Below are 16,320 nucleotides of genomic sequence, written 5' to 3' on the forward strand. Positions count from 1 at the left end.
CCCTCCTCCGCGCCCGGGCACCCCGCGGGCCGGGCGCGGTGGCCGCGTACCGGATCAGGCGCCGTCCAGCGCCTCCGAGACCAGGGCGCGTGCCTCCTCCTGGACCCGGGTGAGGTGGTCGGGGCCCTGGAAGCTCTCGGCGTAGACCTTGTAGACGTCCTCCGTGCCCGAGGGGCGGGCGGCGAACCAGGCGCTGTCGGTGCAGACCTTGAGGCCGCCGATCGCCGCCCCGTTGCCGGGGGCCTCGGTCAGGACGGCGGTGATGCGCTCGCCCGCCAGGGTGTCGGCCTTGACCTGCTGCGGGGAGAGTTTGGCGAGGACCGCCTTCTCCTCGCGGGTGGCGGGGGCGTCGACCCGGGCGTAGGCGGGGTCTCCGAAGCGGGCGGTGAGCCGGGCATAGCCCTGGGAGGGGGTGGAGCCGGTGACGGCGGTGATCTCGGCGGCGAGCAGGGCCAGCAGGATGCCGTCCTTGTCGGTGGTCCAGACCCGGCCGTCGCGGCGCAGGAAGGAGGCACCGGCCGACTCCTCTCCGCCGAAGCCGAGCGTGCCGTCGTAGAGCCCGTCGACGAACCACTTGAAGCCGACCGGGACCTCCACCAGGGGGCGGCCGAGGTCGTGGGCGACGCGGTCGATCATCGAGGAGGAGACCAGCGTCTTGCCGATGCCCGTTTGGGCGGGCCAGGCCTCGCGGTGGGTGTAGAGGTAGTCGATGGCGGCGGCCAGGTAGTGGTTGGGGTTCATCAGACCGCCGTCGGGGGTGACGATGCCGTGCCGGTCGGCGTCGGCGTCGTTGCCGGTGGCGATGGTGTACGCGTCGCGCTGCTCGATGAGCGAGGCCATGGCGTGCGGCGATGAGCAGTCCATCCGGATCCTGCCGTCCCAGTCCAGCGTCATGAACCGCCAGGTGGGGTCGGCGAGCGGATTGACGACGGTGAGGTCGAGCCGGTGGCGCTCCGCGATCCGCCCCCAGTACGCGACGGAGGCTCCGCCGAGCGGGTCGGCGCCGATCCGGATGCCCGCCTCCCGTACGGCGTCCAGGTCCAGGACGGAGGGGAGGTCGTCGACGTACGCGGTCAGGAAGTCGTGCCGGTGCGTGGTGTCGGCGGCCAGGGCGCGGGTGTACGGGATGCGGCGGACGCCGTCGAGCCCCGCCCCGATCAGGGCGTTGGCCCGGTCCTGGATCCAGGAGGTGGCCTCGGAGGCGGCCGGTCCGCCGTTCGGCGGGTTGTACTTGAAGCCGCCGTCGGCGGGCGGGTTGTGCGACGGGGTGACCACGATGCCGTCGGCCAGGTGTTCGGTGCGTCCCCGGTTGTACGCGAGGATGGCGTGCGAGACGGCGGGCGTCGGGGTGTAGCCGTCCTCACCGTCGATGAGGACGGTGGCCCCGTTGGCGGCGAGGACCTCCAGGGCGGTGGTCCGGGCGGGCTCGGAGAGGGCGTGGGTGTCGGCGCCCAGGAAGAGCGGCCCGTCGGTGCCCTGGCGGGCCCGGTAGTCGCAGATCGCCTGGGTGGTGGCGGCGATGTGGTCGTCGTTGAACGCCGCCGCGAGCGCGGAGCCGCGGTGGCCCGAGGTGCCGAAGGTGACCCGCTGGGCGGGTTCGGCCGGGTCGGGGTGGAGGGCGTAGTAGGCCGTCACCAGCCGAGCCACATCGACCAGGTCCGCGGACTGTGCCGGCTGCCCGGCCCGTGCGTGCGCCATCGGGTCTCCTCTTGCGTCTTCTTCGTCGTCGTCGGCCCTGGGGTGCGGGCCGTCGTCCCGGGGTGGGCGATCGCCCCGATCCGTACCCGATTCTGTCCCCTTGCCCCGCTCGGGTGTGCGACGGGTCCGCCTCCGTACGGGGGTGGCATCGCGGCCCCCGGACGCACCGTGCCCCCGGCCGGGTGGACCGGGGGCGCGGCACGGCGGGGAGTGCGGGGATCAACGGCCCTGGAGCGCCTTCACGTTGTCGCCGAAGGTCCAGTTCCGGGAGCCGTCCCAGTTGATGGACCAGGTCATCAGGCCCTTGAGGGAGCCGTTGTAGTGGTTCCAGGCCTGGGAGACGAGGGAGGGGGACATGTGGCCGCCGCCCGCGCCGGGCTGGGCGGGCAGGCCCGGGACCTGCTTGTCGTAGGGGACCTTGATGGTGGTGCCCTGGATGACGAGCCCCCGGTTCAGGCAGTCCGTCTGGGCGACGAAACCGGCCACCGTACCGGCGGAGTAGGAGTCGCCGGAGCAGCCGTACATGCTGCCGTTGTAGTACTGCATGTTCAGCCACCAGAGCCGGCCGTTGTCGGCGTACTTCTTGATGACGGGCAGGTACGCGCCCCAGATCGAGCCGTAGACCACGCTGCCGCCGGTGACGTACGCCGTCTCGGGGGCCATGGTGAGGCCGAAGTTCGACGGCATGGCGGCGAGGACGCCGTCGATGATGCGGATGAGGTTGGCCTGCGACGGGGAGAGCTGGTTGATGTTGCCGGTGCCGACGAGGCCGGTCTCGATGTCGATGTCGATGCCGTCGAAGTTGTACTTCTTCAGGATCGGGACGACGGTCGCGACGAACCGGTCGGCGACCGCGCTGGAGCTGAGGTCGATCCCGGCGGTCGCGCCGCCGATCGACAGGAGGAGGGTGAGCCCGGAGGCCTTGGCCTGGCACATCTCCGCGGGAGTGGCGACCTTGACGGTGTTGTCCATGCCGTCCTCCCAGAGGACGGTGCCGTCGGAGCGGATGACGGGGAAGGCCGCGTTGACGACGTTGTAGCCGTGCTGGGTGATACGGGAGTCCGTGATGGGGATCCAGCCGAGCGGCGGGTGCACGCCGTTGGCGGCGCCGTCCCAGTTCTCCCAGTACCCGTGGAGCACCTTGCCCGTGGGCTTGGACTTGACCGCGCAGGTCTCGGCGGCAGCGGCCTCCGAGGGGGTCTCGGTGGTCTTCGCCGGGGCGGCTGCGACCAGCATCGGCACGACGAGCGCCGCGGCCAGGCCGAGGCCCAGCAGCCGTGAGGTACGGCTCATGATCCGTATGTCCTTCCTGCCCGGGACCGCCGCCGGCCGGACGAGAGGTTCGCCCGACCCCGCCCTATGTCGTGACCCCGTCAAACCGTAGAATGGTCCAGACCTACGGTCAAGAGGTCTGGACCAAGCCCCCGGCGCGGTGGCGGGAGTGGCGGAAGCCCACCGCGGCGGGGTGGGAACCGGTCCGGGTCAGGAGTAGCGCAGCGCGATCGTGTCGCCCACGCCGATCACCTTGTCACGGGTGGCACCGGCGAACGCCGAGCCGTCGACGGACACCTTCCAGGTCGCCGAACCGGCGTTGGCCTTGCCGTTGACCGAGGTGATCGCTCCCGTCCCGGAGGCGGGGACCACGGAGGCGACACACCCGGCCGGGGTGGAGGCGGCCGACGCGGCGGCCAGGACCGTGCCGAGGTCGGTCGTCGTGCCGGTGGGAGTGAAGGCCACGTTGCAGACCTTCAGGGTGCCGGTCCCGTCGTCCACGGTGAGCGCCAGCTTCGTCGCCGTACCGGAGGTGAAGCCGCTCGCCGCGACCCAGGTGGGCGCTCCGGAGGTGACCGGGGCGGGCGGGGCGGCGGTGAAGCCGCCTCCCGCGACGGCGCGCAGGGCGTCGGTGGAGGAGTAGGCGGAGGGGCTGGTGTCCGAGGGCTGGTACTTGAAGCCGCCGGCCGGATTGAACTGGTTGGCGATCAGGAAGTCGATCGGGGTCCTGCCCATGGAGGTGAGGAAGTCGCCGGTCTGCGGGTTGATGCCGCAGGCGTTGAGACCGGAGACGGCCCAGCCGTTGGAGCTGGTGTTGATGCCGTACAGGGCGTTGAAGGCGCCGGAGGCGTTGACCAGCTTGCTCTTCAGGAACGCCTTGGCCCGGACGATGTCGGGGTCGGTGTTGGGGACCCCGGAGGAGCAGAGCGCGGCCATCGAGGCGCCCGTCATGTCGATGTCGCCCGGCTTGGCCAGCTCGGTCGGGTTGCCCTCGGCCTTGGCATAGGTCCAGCCGCCGTCGTCGTGCTGGTTGGCCCGGATCCGGGTGACGATCTTGTCCACGAGCGCCTGCGGCACGCGCTGGGCGCCCGCCTGGGTTCTGGCGCCGCTCAGCGCGAGGGCGGCGAAGACCGTGCCGTTGTAGTTGGCGGCGGGGCCGAAGTAGCCGGCCTCGGCGTTCTGCCAGTAGCCGTAGATGTCGGCGACGAGGTTGCGCGAGGCGGAGACGCGCGCCGGGTCGATCCCGGCGGCATACGCGTTGAGGGCGCCGCGCTCGTAGTCGGTGACGACCGGGGTGGCGGAGGGCCAGCCGGGAGTGGCGAGCAGATTGCGGTAGACGGTACGGGCGTTCTTCGTGGTGTCGCCGCCGGGCGCCACGTCCACGGCGGCCGTCCCGGCGGCGGCGAACGCGCTGAAGGCCCACTCGTTGGAGAGCCCGGAACCGGCGTACGAACCGTCGGCGGCCTGGAGGGACTTGAGATACGCCACACCGTTGGTCTTCGAGGTGGCGATCTGGGCGGGGGTGGAGGTCGCGGCGGCCGGGAGCGCGGTGAGGGCGAAGGCCCCCAGGGCGGCGGGAACCACGAGGGCGATGCGGCGGGACGTACGAGAGGTGCGGGAGGTGAGAGAACGGGGCATGTGCCTGCTCCTGGAGTGAGGGGCGCACGGCACCGCCCGCCCCGCGTCCACGCGCGGGGCAGAGGTGGGTGGCCGACGCCCGAACGCGTGGGTACGGCTTCGCTGGTACAGCTGCCAGCAGGGCATTCGGGCTCGGGAGCGGCCCCTGCCGTCCCACACCGCTGCGCGTCAGCCCCGGATTCGCACCGGGTTCCCCCTCGTGGCAGGCCAGGACGCTACCCGAGGAGGCAGGGGCGCGCCAGGCATGGCCGGAAACGTACGGCGGGCGCGAAGGCGAAGAGACGTCAGCGCCTTGACGGTCTCTTCGAGAGCGTGTTCCAATCCGCCTCATAAACACTCAGCCTCAGGGGAAGCCGGTCGGAATCCGGCGCTGACCCGCAACCGTAGGCCCGCCACCGCGCGGGCGAGCCGGAATGCCTGGGGCCTGGAACGTCAGCGAGAAACGCCGTCGCGGACTACGGCGTGGTTCGAACAGCTCCCTGGGGGCGGCCCCTTGCGCGGCCGCGTCGCCGGGGAGCCTTCCGCCACGCACGGGCCGCCCGGACGACACGAGGGGCCGTGGTGGGGACCGCACAGCAACATGACCGGCGCGCGGCCGGGCGAAGACTCCTGTCGCTGTTCTCGGCGGCGGCGATGACCTTCGCCGCGGGCCTCACCTTCGTCACCGGTGCCGCCCCGGCGGCCGCCGACAGCATCGAGCCGTGCACGCCGACGCGCGGTGCCGTCGTGGCCGTGGACTTCGGCCCGTTCGGCGGCGGGGTGGTGCGCGGCTGCGACACCACCCCGACCACCGGGTACGAGCTGCTGCGCGACGGCGGGTTCACCACCGAGGGCACCCAGCACGACGGGGAGGGCTTCATCTGCCGCATCGGCACGGACTCCTTCAACTCCGGTACGCGGTACCCGACTCCGGCCGCCGAGGACTGCGTCCTCACCCCGCAGGCCACCGCCTACTGGTCGTACTGGATCGCCTCGCCCGGCCAGTCCACCTGGTCCTACAGCCCGCTCGGCGCCATGGACCGCAAGCCCGAGGCGGGCGACGTGGACGCCTGGGTGTTCGGCGGCACCGACGTCGGCGGCTCCACCGGCCGGCCCACCTTCACCCCGGACGACGTCCGCGCGGGCGGGGGCGCGGTCCCGAGCCCCACGCCCACGCCGACGGACGGGCCGGGCGTTCCGGTCGGGAGGATCGACGTCCCGGCCGCCGCCCGCTGGGTGTCGGAGCAGCTGCACGACGGCTCCCATGTGGTGGACGAGGGCTCCGAGACCCCGGACTACTTCCTGACCACGGAGGCCGCGTACGCGCTGGCCGCCGCCGGGGGGAAGAGCCCGGCCCTGGACAAGGTGGTGGCCGAGCTGGCCTCCGGCGCCACCGAGTACGCCTACCCGGCGGGCCCCACGGAGGCGCCGGACGCCGCCGCGGCGGCCCGGCTGGCGCTGGTCGCGGCGGTCACCGAGGGCGACTCGCGCGCCTTCGGCGGGCGCGATCTGCTGGGCGACCTGGAGAAGAACGTCTGCGCGTCGGGCCCCGCCCCGGGGTGCACGGCGAAGGGCGACTTCCGGGGCGCCGCCTACGGTGACGGGCAGGCACTGGCCGTGCTGGCGCTGCTGCGCGGCGGGATGGTGCCGCCCGCCGGGACGGTGGCCCGGCTGACCCAACTGGTCTGCGAGGACGGCTCGGTGACCAGCATCCTCATCGGTCCCGGCGAGCACTGCGACGGCGACCCGATGACCACGGGCCTGGTGGCCCAGGTGCTGGACGAGGCGGGCGGCCACGACGCGGCCGTGGCCAAGATGGTCGCGTACCTGAAGAAGACGCAGCTCAGGAGCGGCGCGTTCGCCCCGTACAACGGTGCCACCACCGGGTCCGTGGCGGCGACCGCCTACGCGGCGCAGGCACTGCGCGCGCTCGGTGAGGCGCGGGTGGCCGACGCGGCGGTCTGGTGGCTGTCCCGGGAGCAACTGGCCGACGGGGGATTCGGGTTCGACGAGGGGGCCGAGTCCGGCGCGCTCTACGCGACGGCCCCCGCCGTGCTGGCGGGCACCGGCACCAGCCTGGTCACGCTGACCACGAAGGCCCCCGAGCCCACCGACCCGCCGACCACTCCCCCGACGACCCCGCCCACCACCGCGCCGCCCACGACGCCCCCGCCCGCCGGGGACGGCCCGGACCTGAAGAAGGCCGTCGCCTACCTCACCAGCCCCGCCAACCTCCAGCAGGGCCGCTTCTACGCGGCGGGCGGGTCCACCACCCGGGCCGACTTCGGCCTCACCATCGACGGCGCCTTCGCGCTCGCCGCGACCGGCCACGACAACGACGCCCTGCGCACGGTCGTGGACTTCCTGGACCGGGGCGGCAAGGACGGCGAAGCCCGCACGGTCCACCACTGGACCAACGTCGGCTCCGCCCACGCGATGGGCGGTTCGATGGGCAAGGCGGCGGTCCTCGCCCAGGCCGTCGGACGCGACCCTCGCAACTTCGGCGGCAAGGACCTGATCGCCGGTCTGGCCGACGCGGTCTGCACCGCCAAGAGCCGGCAACCGGACCGTAGTTGTGCCGGCAAGGGCGCCTACGCCCACGCGATGTCCGTCTTCGGCCAGTCCCTCGGGGTCATCGCCCAGCTGCGGGCGGACGAGGCCAAGGCGGCCGAGGCCCCGATCGGCTATCTGGCCGGGCTCCAGCACACCGCCACGGGAGCCTGGCCCAGCCTGGTCCCGCCCACCGGTGACGCGGACGTCGACTCCACCGCGATGGCGGCGATGGCCCTGGACCTGGTCCCCGGCGACACGCACGCGGGAGCCGTGGACCGGGCGCTGGCCTGGATCGCCGCCCAGCAACTGCCGGACGGCGGCTTCCCGGGCGCGGCGGGCAACTCGGTCAACTCGGCGGCCCTCGCCGTGCAGGGCCTCTCCCTGGACGCCGGGAGGTACGGCGCGCAGATCGCGAAGGCGCGTGAGTTCCTGGCCTCGCAGCAGAACGCGGACGGCGGCTTCAACGTGGCCAAGGAGGGCCAGCGCGGCTCCGACCTGCGCGCCTCCACGCAGGCGGTGGGCGGTTCGACGGGCATCTCGTTCGGTGTGCTGACCCGCTCCCTGGAAGGTACGACCCCGAATCCGGTGCCGTCCTCCTCCGCCTCCGCCCCGGTCATCGTCACGCCGGGCGACAGCGCGGGCTCCGCGGGCGGGCCGGGCACCGTGGACACCAACGGTCCGGGCGGCGGCAACGGAGGCGGTGGCGGCGGCCTCGCGTCGACCGGCGGCCGGGCGCTCGGCCCCGCTGCGGCGGCCGTCGTTCTCGTCCTGGCGGGCTGGGGCGCGGTCGTGGCCGCCCGCAACCGGCGTACGGCCGTGGGCGGTGAGCTGTGAGGTCCCGCCTTCGCCGGGCCGTCGGCCATGCCGTGGCCACGCTGGGGCTGGCGGGCACGGCGCTTCTCGCGCCCGCCGCCCCGGCGGCAGCGGCCGCCCGGCCGATCGGGCAGTGCACGACGTCGTCGGGTGTCGTGCTGGCCGTGGACTTCAGTCACTGGGGCGGCCCCGTCTACCGCTCCTGCGGTACGACGCCGACGACGGGCTACGAGCTGCTCAACCAGGGCGGCTGGCGGACGACCGGCACCGGGCACGACGGGCCGGCGTTCATCTGCCGCATCGGCTACAGCGGCCACCGGGGCGGCGAGCAGTACCCGACTCCCCAGGAGGAGGACTGCGTCCTCACCCCGCCCGCCTCCGCCTACTGGTCGTACTGGCACGCCGACCCCGGGCAGAACACCTGGGAGTACAGCCAGCTGGGCGCCATGAGCTACCGGCCCAAGCCCGGCAGCGTGGATCTGTGGATCTTCGGCGGGACGGACATCGGGGGCACGAAGGGCCGCCCGACGCTCACACCGAACCAGCTGCGCGCCCACAACACCCACCCCACGGGCGGCGACCCGGCCCCGCAGCCCCCGCCGCAGCCGCAGCCGCAGCCCGATCCCGTAAGGACGACGGAGCAGCCCGGCGGTGGCGCCCCGGCGGCTCCACCGCCGTCCGCCGCGCCCCCGGCGACCGCTCCCCCGTCCCCCTCCGCCAGTACCTCCCCGGCGCCGCCCCCTTCCGATTCTCCGTCACCCTCCCCCAGTGTCTCCGCCGTCCCCTCCGCCTCGCCGGGTGTGGTCGTGGCGGCGCCGGGCGGGGACGCGAAGGTGGTGGACGCAGCCCCGGCGCCGGACGCGGCGCACGACTCGGGGTCGGCGGTGCCGCTCGCGGCGACGGCCGGTCTGGTGGTGGTGATCGGCGGCGCGGCCGTCTTCGCCGCCAAGCGCCGCCGCCGTGCGGAGTGACGTCCGCGTGACCCGTACCGCCGCCGGGAAGGCCGCGAAAGCGGGTGCGCCGGTGTGCGCCTCAGGGCCGGACACCGGCGGCAGACGGCTGCCACGCACCCTTCATCCCCTGGCCTGGTGGATCTGGGCGCTCGCCCTGGCCACCGCCGTCAGCCGGACCAACAACCCGCTGCTGCTCTTCCTGGTCATCGCCGTGCTCGGTTACGTCATCACCGTGCGGCGGACCGAGGCCCCCTGGGCACGGGGGTTCACGTACTACCTGTATCTGGCGCTGACGGTCGTCGCGATCCGGGTGATCTTCCGGGCCGTCTTCGCCACGGGGATGCGGCCGACCGACCACCATCTCTTCTCCCTCCCCCGCATTCCCACCCCGGACTGGTACGCGGGGATCCAACTCGGCGGCCCGGTCTCGCTGGAGGCACTGCTGTCGGCCGCCACGGACGGACTCCGGCTCGCCTGCATGCTCTGCTGCATCGGCGCGGCGAACACCCTCGCCAACCCAAAGCGGGCACTGCGCGTACTGCCCGGTGCGCTGTACGAGTTGGGGGTCGCCGTCACCGTATCGATCAGCGTGGCGCCGCAGTTGGTGCAGAGCGTGCAGCGGGTCTCGCGCGCCCGTCGGCTGCGTGCGGGCCGCAACAAGGGGCTCAAGGCGCTGCGGGGCATCGTCGTACCCGTGCTGGAGGACGCGTTGGAGCGCTCGCTCCGGCTGGCCGCGGCGATGGATTCGCGGGGGTACGGGCGGGCGGGTTCGGCGACGCGCGGTTCGCGGCGGCTCACCGGGGCGCTGATGCTGGCAGGCATGTGCGGGCTCTGCGCCGGGGCGTACGGGCTCCTCGACCCGACCGCGCCGAAGCTGCTCGGGCTGCCCGCGCTGGCGGCCGGCTCCGTGCTCTGCCTGGCGGGGCTGCGGCTCGGCGGGCGCCGGGTGACACGGACGACGTACCGGCCCGATCCCTGGCGGTTCGCGGAGTGGGCGGTGGCGGGGTGCGGGGTGCTCTCGGCGGTGCTGCTCTTCGCCGACGTGGGGTACGACCCGGCCGCGCTCAACCCCAGCTACTACCCGCTCACCTGGCCGACGCTGCCGCCCGTCCCGGCCGCCGCCATCCTGCTCGCCGGGGCGGCCGGGTTCCTGGCGCCGCCCCCGGCCAAGCCCGTCCCGTACGTCTCCGCACCGCGCACCGAGGAAGCCGCATGATCACCTTCGACCAGGTCACCGTGGAGTACGACGGGGCCGACGAGCCGGTCCTGCGGGAGGTGGACCTCACCGTCGAGGAGGGTGAACTCTGCCTGGTGGTGGGGCACACGGGGGTCGGCAAGTCGACGCTGCTCGGCGCGGTCAACGGGCTGGTGCCGCACTTCACGGGCGGCACGCTCTACGGCACGGTCACCGTCGACGGCCGCACCACGGCCGACCATCCGCCGCGCGAACTGGCCGATGTGGTCGGCGTGGTCGGGCAGGACCCGCTGGACGGTTTCGTGACGGACACGGTGGAGGAGGAACTCGCCTACTCCATGGAGCAGTTGGCGATCTCCCCGGCGGTGATGCGCAAGCGGGTGGAGGAGACCCTCGATCTGCTCGGGCTGGCGGATCTGCGCCACCGGGCGCTGTACGAACTCTCCGGCGGCCAGCAGCAGCGGGTCGCCATCGGCTCGGTCCTCACCGCGCACCCCCGCGTCCTGGTCCTGGACGAGCCCACCTCGGCGCTCGACCCGACGGCGGCGGAAGAGGTACTGGCCGCCGTGACCCGTCTGGTCCACGACCTCGGGGTCACGGTGCTGCTGGCCGAACACCGCCTGGAGCGGGTGGTGCAGTACGCGGACCGGGTCATCCACCTCCCCGGCAACGGGCTCGTGGTCTCGGGCGCCCCGGCGGACATCTTCACCACGTCGTCGATCGCGCCGCCCATCGTGGAGCTGGGCCGGGCCGCCCACTGGTCACCGCTGCCGCTCTCCGTACGGGACGCCCGCCGGGCCGCCGCCCCGCTGCGCGCCGCTCTGGCGGCCTCCGCTCCCCCGCCACCCGTCCGCCCGGTGCCGGGGCCCACGGGCCCGGCGCTGCTCACGGCGCGCGGGGTCACGGTGGCATACCGGGGTGTGGCGGCGGTGCGCGAGGTGGACCTCGATCTGCGGGGCGGCGAGATCACCGCCCTGATGGGCCGCAACGGTTCGGGCAAGTCGTCGCTGCTGTGGGCGCTCCAGGGGTCGGGGCCGCGCAAGTCCGGTACGGTCAGGGTTGGTTCGGGAGACAAGGACGAGCGCAAAGGCCGCCCCAAGGGCGGCGACCCCACGTCGCTGTCCGCCGCCGAGGCCAGGCGGCTCGTCGGCCTCGTCCCGCAGACCCCGACCGATCTGCTCTACCTGGAGAGCGTCGAGCAGGAACTCGACCAGGCGGACCGCGAGTCGGCGGCCGGGGAGGGCGGTGGGCTCTGCGCCCGCGCGATCCTGGACCGGCTGGCGCCCGGCATCGACGGCGCCACCCATCCGCGCGATCTCTCCGAGGGCCAGAAGCTGGCGCTGGTGCTCGCCATCCAGCTGACGGCGGCGCCCCGGGTGCTGCTGCTGGACGAGCCGACGCGGGGCCTGGACTACCGGGCGAAGACCCAGCTCGTCGCGATGGTGGACGAACTGGCCGCCGAGGGCCGGTCGGTGGTGATCTCCACCCATGACGTGGAGTTCGCGGCACGGGCGGCGGACCGGGTGGTCGTGATGGCCGAGGGCGACATCGTCGCGGACGGTCCGACCACGGAGGTGATCGTCGCCTCGCCGGTCTTCGGTCCGCAGGTGGCGAAGATCCTGGCGCCGCTCCCGTACTTGACGGTCGATCAAGTGACGTCCGTGCTCCAGGGAGAGGAGACAGGCGCATGACGGAGCCTTTGCCGCTCACCGAGCGGTCGGCGGGTGCCATCCGGATCGGTCCGCGCGCCGGGATCGTCATCGCCCTGGCGGCCTTCCTCGGCCTGGTCGCCTTCTTCTGGCCGTTCCTGGTCGCCCCGGGCAGGCTGGGGGCCGACTACGCCCCACCGCTGATCTTCGGGGTTCTGCTGGTGCTCGTCCTGTGCGTGGTGATCTCCGAGATCTCCGAGGGCGGCATCAACTCCAAGGCCCTGGCGATGCTGGGGGTGCTCTCCGCCGTCAACGCGGCGCTGCGTCCGCTCGGCGCGGGCACGGCGGGCATCGAGACGGTGTTCTTCGTGCTGGTCCTGGCGGGCCGGGTCTACGGTCCGGGGTTCGGCTTCACCCTGGGCTGCACCTCGCTGTTCGCCTCCGCCCTGATCACCGGCGGGGTCGGGCCGTGGATGCCCTACCAGATGTTCGGGTGCGCGTTCGTCGGGATGCTCGCGGGGCTGCTGCCCCGCGCCACGGGCCGCCGCGAGGTGATGATGCTCGCGGTCTACGGCTCACTCTCCGGCTACCTCTTCGGCTTTCTGCTGAACCTGTCCTTCTGGCCGTTCTCCGTGGACCCGAACAGCTCCATCGCCTATCTTCCCGGTCTCCCCTTCACCGAGCAGTGGCAGCGCTATCTCGCCTTCGACGTGGCGACCTCGCTCGGCTGGGACACGGGCCGGGCGGTCACCAACTTCATCTGCATCACCCTGGCCGGCCCGGCCGTCCTCACCACGTTCCGCCGGGCCGCCCGCAGGGCGCGTTTCCGGGCGCCGGTGCGGTTCGCGGGGCCGAAGGCGGAGCGGAAGCGGTAGGGGCGGGCGGGACACCCCGGGGCACCCGGGCCGACGGAGCACCTCGCCGGACGGGCCCGCCTGCCCTGGGCCCGTGGGACCATCCCGGGAGCCAGGGCGCGGGGACCGTCCGCCACCACGCCGGACGGCACCCAGGACCACCGCCCGGTGGGCCCGAGCCGCTGACGCGGCGGCCGGCTCGTCCGGTGGTCAGCTCGTCCGGTTGTAGATCGCCGTACCGGGGCAGGCCGTGACGCCGAGCCGGGTGCCGCAGCCGGAGTACTGGCCGGAACCGTTCCACCACGCCCAGCCGCCGATGGTGCGGCCGTTCAACCACGTGTACTGACCGTTGTAGTCGGCGTCGTACGTGCGCAGGCTCCAGTGCACATGCGCGCCGGTCGCGGAGCCGCCGGCACAGGTGTCGGTGCCGATGGTGCCGAGCAGCGCGCTCCGGGCGATCGACGTCCCGTTGTAGTAGGTGGCGTTCCGCATGTGGTAGTAGTCCGTGGAGAAGCCACCCGGGTGGATGACCCGGGTCCAGCCGCCCCCGGCACCGCACATCGAGGTCGCCGTACCCTCGCGTGACGAACGGACCAGTCCGCTCGCGTTGCCCCCGGCGAAGTCGAGGGCGCTCCAGTAGCCGGACCCGCCGTCGTGGGCGTGGGGGCCGCCGGTGAGGGTCATGTAGTAGTCGGGCATCCAGGGCAGCAGCAGGCCGTTGGTGTTGGCCAGGACTCCGGCCTCCGCCGCCCCGGCCGGGCGCGGCTCGGTCCTGCGCTCCGCGTACGCCGTCATGTTCCGCCGCTCCGCCTCGCTCACCAGCGGGGACCGGGACACGTACGCGGCGAACGCGCGGTCTCCCTCCAGGCCCGGGACCCATCGACCGTTCTGCCGGTGCGCGATGAACAGCCAGCCCTCCGGTTCACCGTGCCGCGCGCGGGAGGCCTCGACGTAGGCGACGCCCCGGGCCCAGCCGTCGGCGACGGTCCGTACGTCGACGACCAGCTTGCGGCCGTCGTCGGCGAGCCTGGCGACGGCCGCCTTCGGGGTGAGGTCCGCGGCGTCGCGGGACCGCGCCAGGACGTTCGCGGAGACGGCGTCGATCAGCTTCTCGCGGTCGGCGCCCAGTCGGTCCTCGACAGCGGACGGCATCGTGACGACGACGTCGGCGGAGGTCGCGGCCGTGGAGGCGTCGTCGGCGGCCGATGCCACAGGGGCGACAGCGAGAAGCCCCGTGACGGCCAGGGCGGCGACGGTGCTTCTTATGGACAGTCCGGAGAACACGGGCGGTCTTCCTTTCGCGTGGGAGGAGCCGGGGGACGGGCCGGGGACGGACGCGGCGGGCCGGCCCGGCCGTGGCGGCTGGAGGTGGCGCCGGAACTCTTGACGGCGGGGTCGGCGCACCAACCCCTCCGCACTACTTGGCGTGCACCTGTCAAAGATTGACGCCTCGGGTCAACGCGCGTCAACCAGCGAGAACAGGCCATCTCCAAGCTGTTCGGTCAAGACGCTCACACGCTCGGTCGGCCGGACCCGCGCTCAATCGAGGCTCGGGGCCGGAGCGGACGACCAGGCCCCGGGGCCGTCAGCCCGCCCCCGGCTCCGGCCGGGAACTCACCGCTCCCCCGCCGTGGAAGGTCAGCCCCGAGATGTCGTGCCCCTGGATCACCGGGCTGTAGTAGGTGCCCCCGTTGACGTTGTTGTTCACCGTGACGGTCGGGGCGGCGGCCTGGTGGGGCGCCAGCTCGTCCAGCAGTTCCCGAAGCTCCCGCGCGGCCTCCGGGTTGTCGCGCAGGGCCCGGCGGAGCCTGATCCGCCACTCGGCGGTCACGTCCGCGGTACCGTCCTCGTCTCCGCTGCGGCGCGCCGCCATCAGCGCCGCGCGGGACTCCTCCAGCTCCGCGTCGACGGTCGCGCTGTCCTCGCCGTCCTCGCCCCGCGCCAGGAACCGGGCCACCCTGCCCCGCACCTGGTTCCACGCCTCGGTCGCCATCAGCCCCACGAAGGCCGTCGCGCCTGATGCCGCCAGCGCCGTCAGCTCGGCTTCCACCGGACCCCCCTCTGCCTCACCCGTCACCGTACGGGCACGTATCCCGTCACGGTGCCACCGTAGAGAGCGAACGCTGCCACCGGAAGCGGAATCGAGGGCGCGGCACCGTGCGGTTCCGGCCATCCCGGCCGGGGCGGCCTGCGGGAGCCGTGCAGGGGGCGTGGGAGCAACCGCGAACCGGCCGGACGCGTGATGATGGATGAGGGGCCCGACACGGCCACGCTCCGCCGGGACGGCCGGCCGGTGCCCCGGAAGGACGGTCGTCGCCATGTCCGTAGCCCCCCGAAGGCCCGCGCACCCCCGCACGTCCGCGACCCACCGGCCGAAGACCTCGGCCCTCGCGCTGATCGCCGCGCTCCTGCTCGCCCTCCTGGCGGCCGGTTGCACGGGCGGGGGCGGTGCGGAGCCGGATCCCCGCAGCAGCCCTCCGTCCGGTACGGGTGAGGACGCGAAGGTGCTCGCGGTGAAGATCGACAACGTGGGGCCGGCCCGGCCGCAGACCGGGCTCGACCGGGCGGACGTCGTCTACGTCGAGCAGGTGGAGGCCGGGCTCAGCCGGCTCCTCGCGGTCTACTCCTCCGAGGTGCCGCCGGTCATCGGCCCGGTCCGCAGCGCCCGGGAGACCGATCTGGAGCTGCTGCGCCAGTTCGACCGGCCGGTGCTCGCCTTCTCCGGGGCGCAGAGCAGGCTGCTCCCGGCCATCGAGCAGGCGCCGCTCGACGCCGTACCGCCGTCCGTCGCGCCCAGGGCGTACTTCCGGGGGCCCGAGCGGCCTGCCCCGCACAACCTCTATCTGCGGGCGGAGCGGATTCCGTACGTCGCCCCGGGCAGCCACGCCGCGGAGGCACTGGGACTGCGGTTCGGCCCTGCGCCGTCCGGCGGGAGCGCCGAGGAGCGCCGTACGGTCCGCTTCCCGTCCGCGCGCACCACCTTCACCTGGTCCGCCGAGCAGGAGCGGTGGCTGATCGCGATGGACGGCTCCCCCGCCCGGACGAGCGAGGGCGAGCGGCTGGGGGCCGCCACGGTGATCGTGCAGGAGGTGACCGTACGTCCGTCCGCCTTCGGTGACCGGTCCGGGAACAACACCCCGTTCACCGAGACCGTGGGTTCGGGGACCGCGCACGTCCTGCGCGACGGCAAGGCGTACGAGGCCCGGTGGGACCGGCCCGCGGCGGACGCGGACACCCGGTTCACCACCCCGGACGGTCAGCGGATCGACCTGGCCGAAGGGCCGCTGTGGGTCGTGTACGAGGCCCGCTGACCGCCCGGGGAAGGGGTGCGGTCCGGCTCCGGCCCCTGGTCGGCAGGCGTCACGCTGCCGCCGGACGCCGCAACTGATCCGCCAGGGCGATCCGGGGTCCTCCCCCATCACGCCCGTGCTGCCGGGAAGCGGACGGCTCAGGGTCGGTCACCAGGGCCTGGGGCACTTCTCCCTGGTCAGCGGCGTGTACGTCCTGGACACCGCGCGCCCTTTGCGGCGTCGAGGTCGAGGGGAACCACCTGCTGACACGGGTGCTTACTCCCTGACGGGGGCACGTCCCCCTCGTCGGGGGGGGGGGGGAGGGGGGGGGGGGGGGGGGCGGCCCGCCCCCCCCCCCCCCCCTCTCGCCCCCCTCACCTTCCCCTCACCCCCCCACCCCCCCGCGCCCGCATCCCAGTCTCCCCC

General features: G+C 73.7%; 11 protein-coding genes and 1 riboswitch. Of the genes, 6 read left to right on the plus strand and 5 right to left on the minus strand.

The genetic code is table 11. The annotated features are described in order from the left end of the window. Nucleotides 1-54: 54 nt before the first annotated feature. From pgm to AC0682_RS26035, 3 genes are all read right to left on the minus strand, one after another. Nucleotides 55-1,698, minus strand: a complete 1,644-nt coding sequence (gene pgm, locus AC0682_RS26025) for a phosphoglucomutase (alpha-D-glucose-1,6-bisphosphate-dependent) (RefSeq protein ID WP_478535442.1) — start codon at nt 1,696-1,698, stop codon at nt 55-57. Between the two features lie 219 nt (nt 1,699-1,917). Further along, entirely contained in the window at nt 1,918-2,991 is a 1,074-nt protein-coding gene (locus AC0682_RS26030; RefSeq protein WP_478535443.1) for a chitinase, read from the minus strand. A gap of 189 nt (nt 2,992-3,180) precedes the next feature. Then, on the minus strand, nt 3,181-4,608 hold the full coding sequence (locus tag AC0682_RS26035; RefSeq protein ID WP_478535444.1) for a hypothetical protein: 1,428 nt from the start codon (nt 4,606-4,608) through the stop codon (nt 3,181-3,183). Nucleotides 4,609-4,728: 120 nt separating this feature from the next. Continuing rightward, nucleotides 4,729-4,804, minus strand: a riboswitch (cobalamin riboswitch). Between the two features lie 365 nt (nt 4,805-5,169). Here AC0682_RS26035 and AC0682_RS26040 point away from each other — a divergent pair. The 5 genes from AC0682_RS26040 to AC0682_RS26060 are packed head-to-tail and all read left to right on the plus strand — an operon-like array spanning nt 5,170 to nt 12,625. Next, complete coding sequence (locus tag AC0682_RS26040) at nt 5,170-7,974, plus strand: prenyltransferase/squalene oxidase repeat-containing protein (protein ID WP_478535454.1); 2,805 nt, start codon at nt 5,170-5,172, stop codon at nt 7,972-7,974. Further along, entirely contained in the window at nt 7,971-8,924 is a 954-nt protein-coding gene (locus AC0682_RS26045; RefSeq protein WP_478535445.1) for a hypothetical protein, read from the plus strand. Before AC0682_RS26040 ends, AC0682_RS26045 begins: the two co-directional genes overlap by 4 nt. A 7-nt stretch (nt 8,925-8,931) precedes the next feature. Beyond that, nucleotides 8,932-10,122, plus strand: coding sequence for an energy-coupling factor transporter transmembrane component T (locus AC0682_RS26050; protein WP_254813133.1), 1,191 nt, complete (start codon nt 8,932-8,934; stop codon nt 10,120-10,122). After that, nucleotides 10,119-11,792 carry an ABC transporter ATP-binding protein gene (locus AC0682_RS26055; RefSeq protein WP_478535448.1) on the plus strand — a complete coding sequence of 558 codons (1,674 nt, stop codon included), beginning with the start codon at nt 10,119-10,121 and terminating at the stop codon, nt 11,790-11,792. Before AC0682_RS26050 ends, AC0682_RS26055 begins: the two co-directional genes overlap by 4 nt. Next, the gene (locus AC0682_RS26060; protein WP_478535449.1) at nt 11,789-12,625 is read left to right on the plus strand and encodes an ECF transporter S component; all 837 of its coding nucleotides are present in this window, start codon (nt 11,789-11,791) and stop codon (nt 12,623-12,625) included. Before AC0682_RS26055 ends, AC0682_RS26060 begins: the two co-directional genes overlap by 4 nt. A 189-nt stretch (nt 12,626-12,814) precedes the next feature. Here the strand turns inward: AC0682_RS26060 and AC0682_RS26065 are convergent, their stop codons facing one another. Both AC0682_RS26065 and AC0682_RS26070 read right to left on the minus strand, forming a co-directional pair. Further along, nucleotides 12,815-13,888, minus strand: a complete 1,074-nt coding sequence (locus AC0682_RS26065) for a M23 family metallopeptidase (protein WP_478535451.1) — start codon at nt 13,886-13,888, stop codon at nt 12,815-12,817. 301 nt (nt 13,889-14,189) lie between these two features. Beyond that, nucleotides 14,190-14,654, minus strand: coding sequence for a hypothetical protein (locus AC0682_RS26070; RefSeq protein ID WP_478535452.1), 465 nt, complete (start codon nt 14,652-14,654; stop codon nt 14,190-14,192). A gap of 268 nt (nt 14,655-14,922) precedes the next feature. Here AC0682_RS26070 and AC0682_RS26075 point away from each other — a divergent pair, with 268 nt between their 5' ends. Next, the gene (locus AC0682_RS26075; RefSeq protein WP_478535453.1) at nt 14,923-15,915 is read left to right on the plus strand and encodes a DUF3048 domain-containing protein; all 993 of its coding nucleotides are present in this window, start codon (nt 14,923-14,925) and stop codon (nt 15,913-15,915) included. The last annotated feature ends 405 nt before the right edge of the window (nt 15,916-16,320 follow it).

Source organism: Streptomyces sp. NPDC043746, assembly GCF_056436485.1.

Excerpts from the sequence above, each read along its gene's own strand:
- pgm (WP_478535442.1), bottom strand. The coding sequence starts at position 1,698 with ATGGCGCACGCACGGGCCGGGCAGCCGGCACAGTCCGCGGACCTGGTC.
- AC0682_RS26030 (WP_478535443.1), bottom strand. The coding sequence starts at position 2,991 with ATGAGCCGTACCTCACGGCTGCTGGGCCTCGGCCTGGCCGCGGCGCTC.
- AC0682_RS26035 (WP_478535444.1), bottom strand. The coding sequence starts at position 4,608 with ATGCCCCGTTCTCTCACCTCCCGCACCTCTCGTACGTCCCGCCGCATC.
- AC0682_RS26055 (WP_478535448.1), top strand. The coding sequence starts at position 10,119 with ATGATCACCTTCGACCAGGTCACCGTGGAGTACGACGGGGCCGACGAG.
- AC0682_RS26060 (WP_478535449.1), top strand. The coding sequence starts at position 11,789 with ATGACGGAGCCTTTGCCGCTCACCGAGCGGTCGGCGGGTGCCATCCGG.
- AC0682_RS26075 (WP_478535453.1), top strand. The coding sequence starts at position 14,923 with ATGTCCGTAGCCCCCCGAAGGCCCGCGCACCCCCGCACGTCCGCGACC.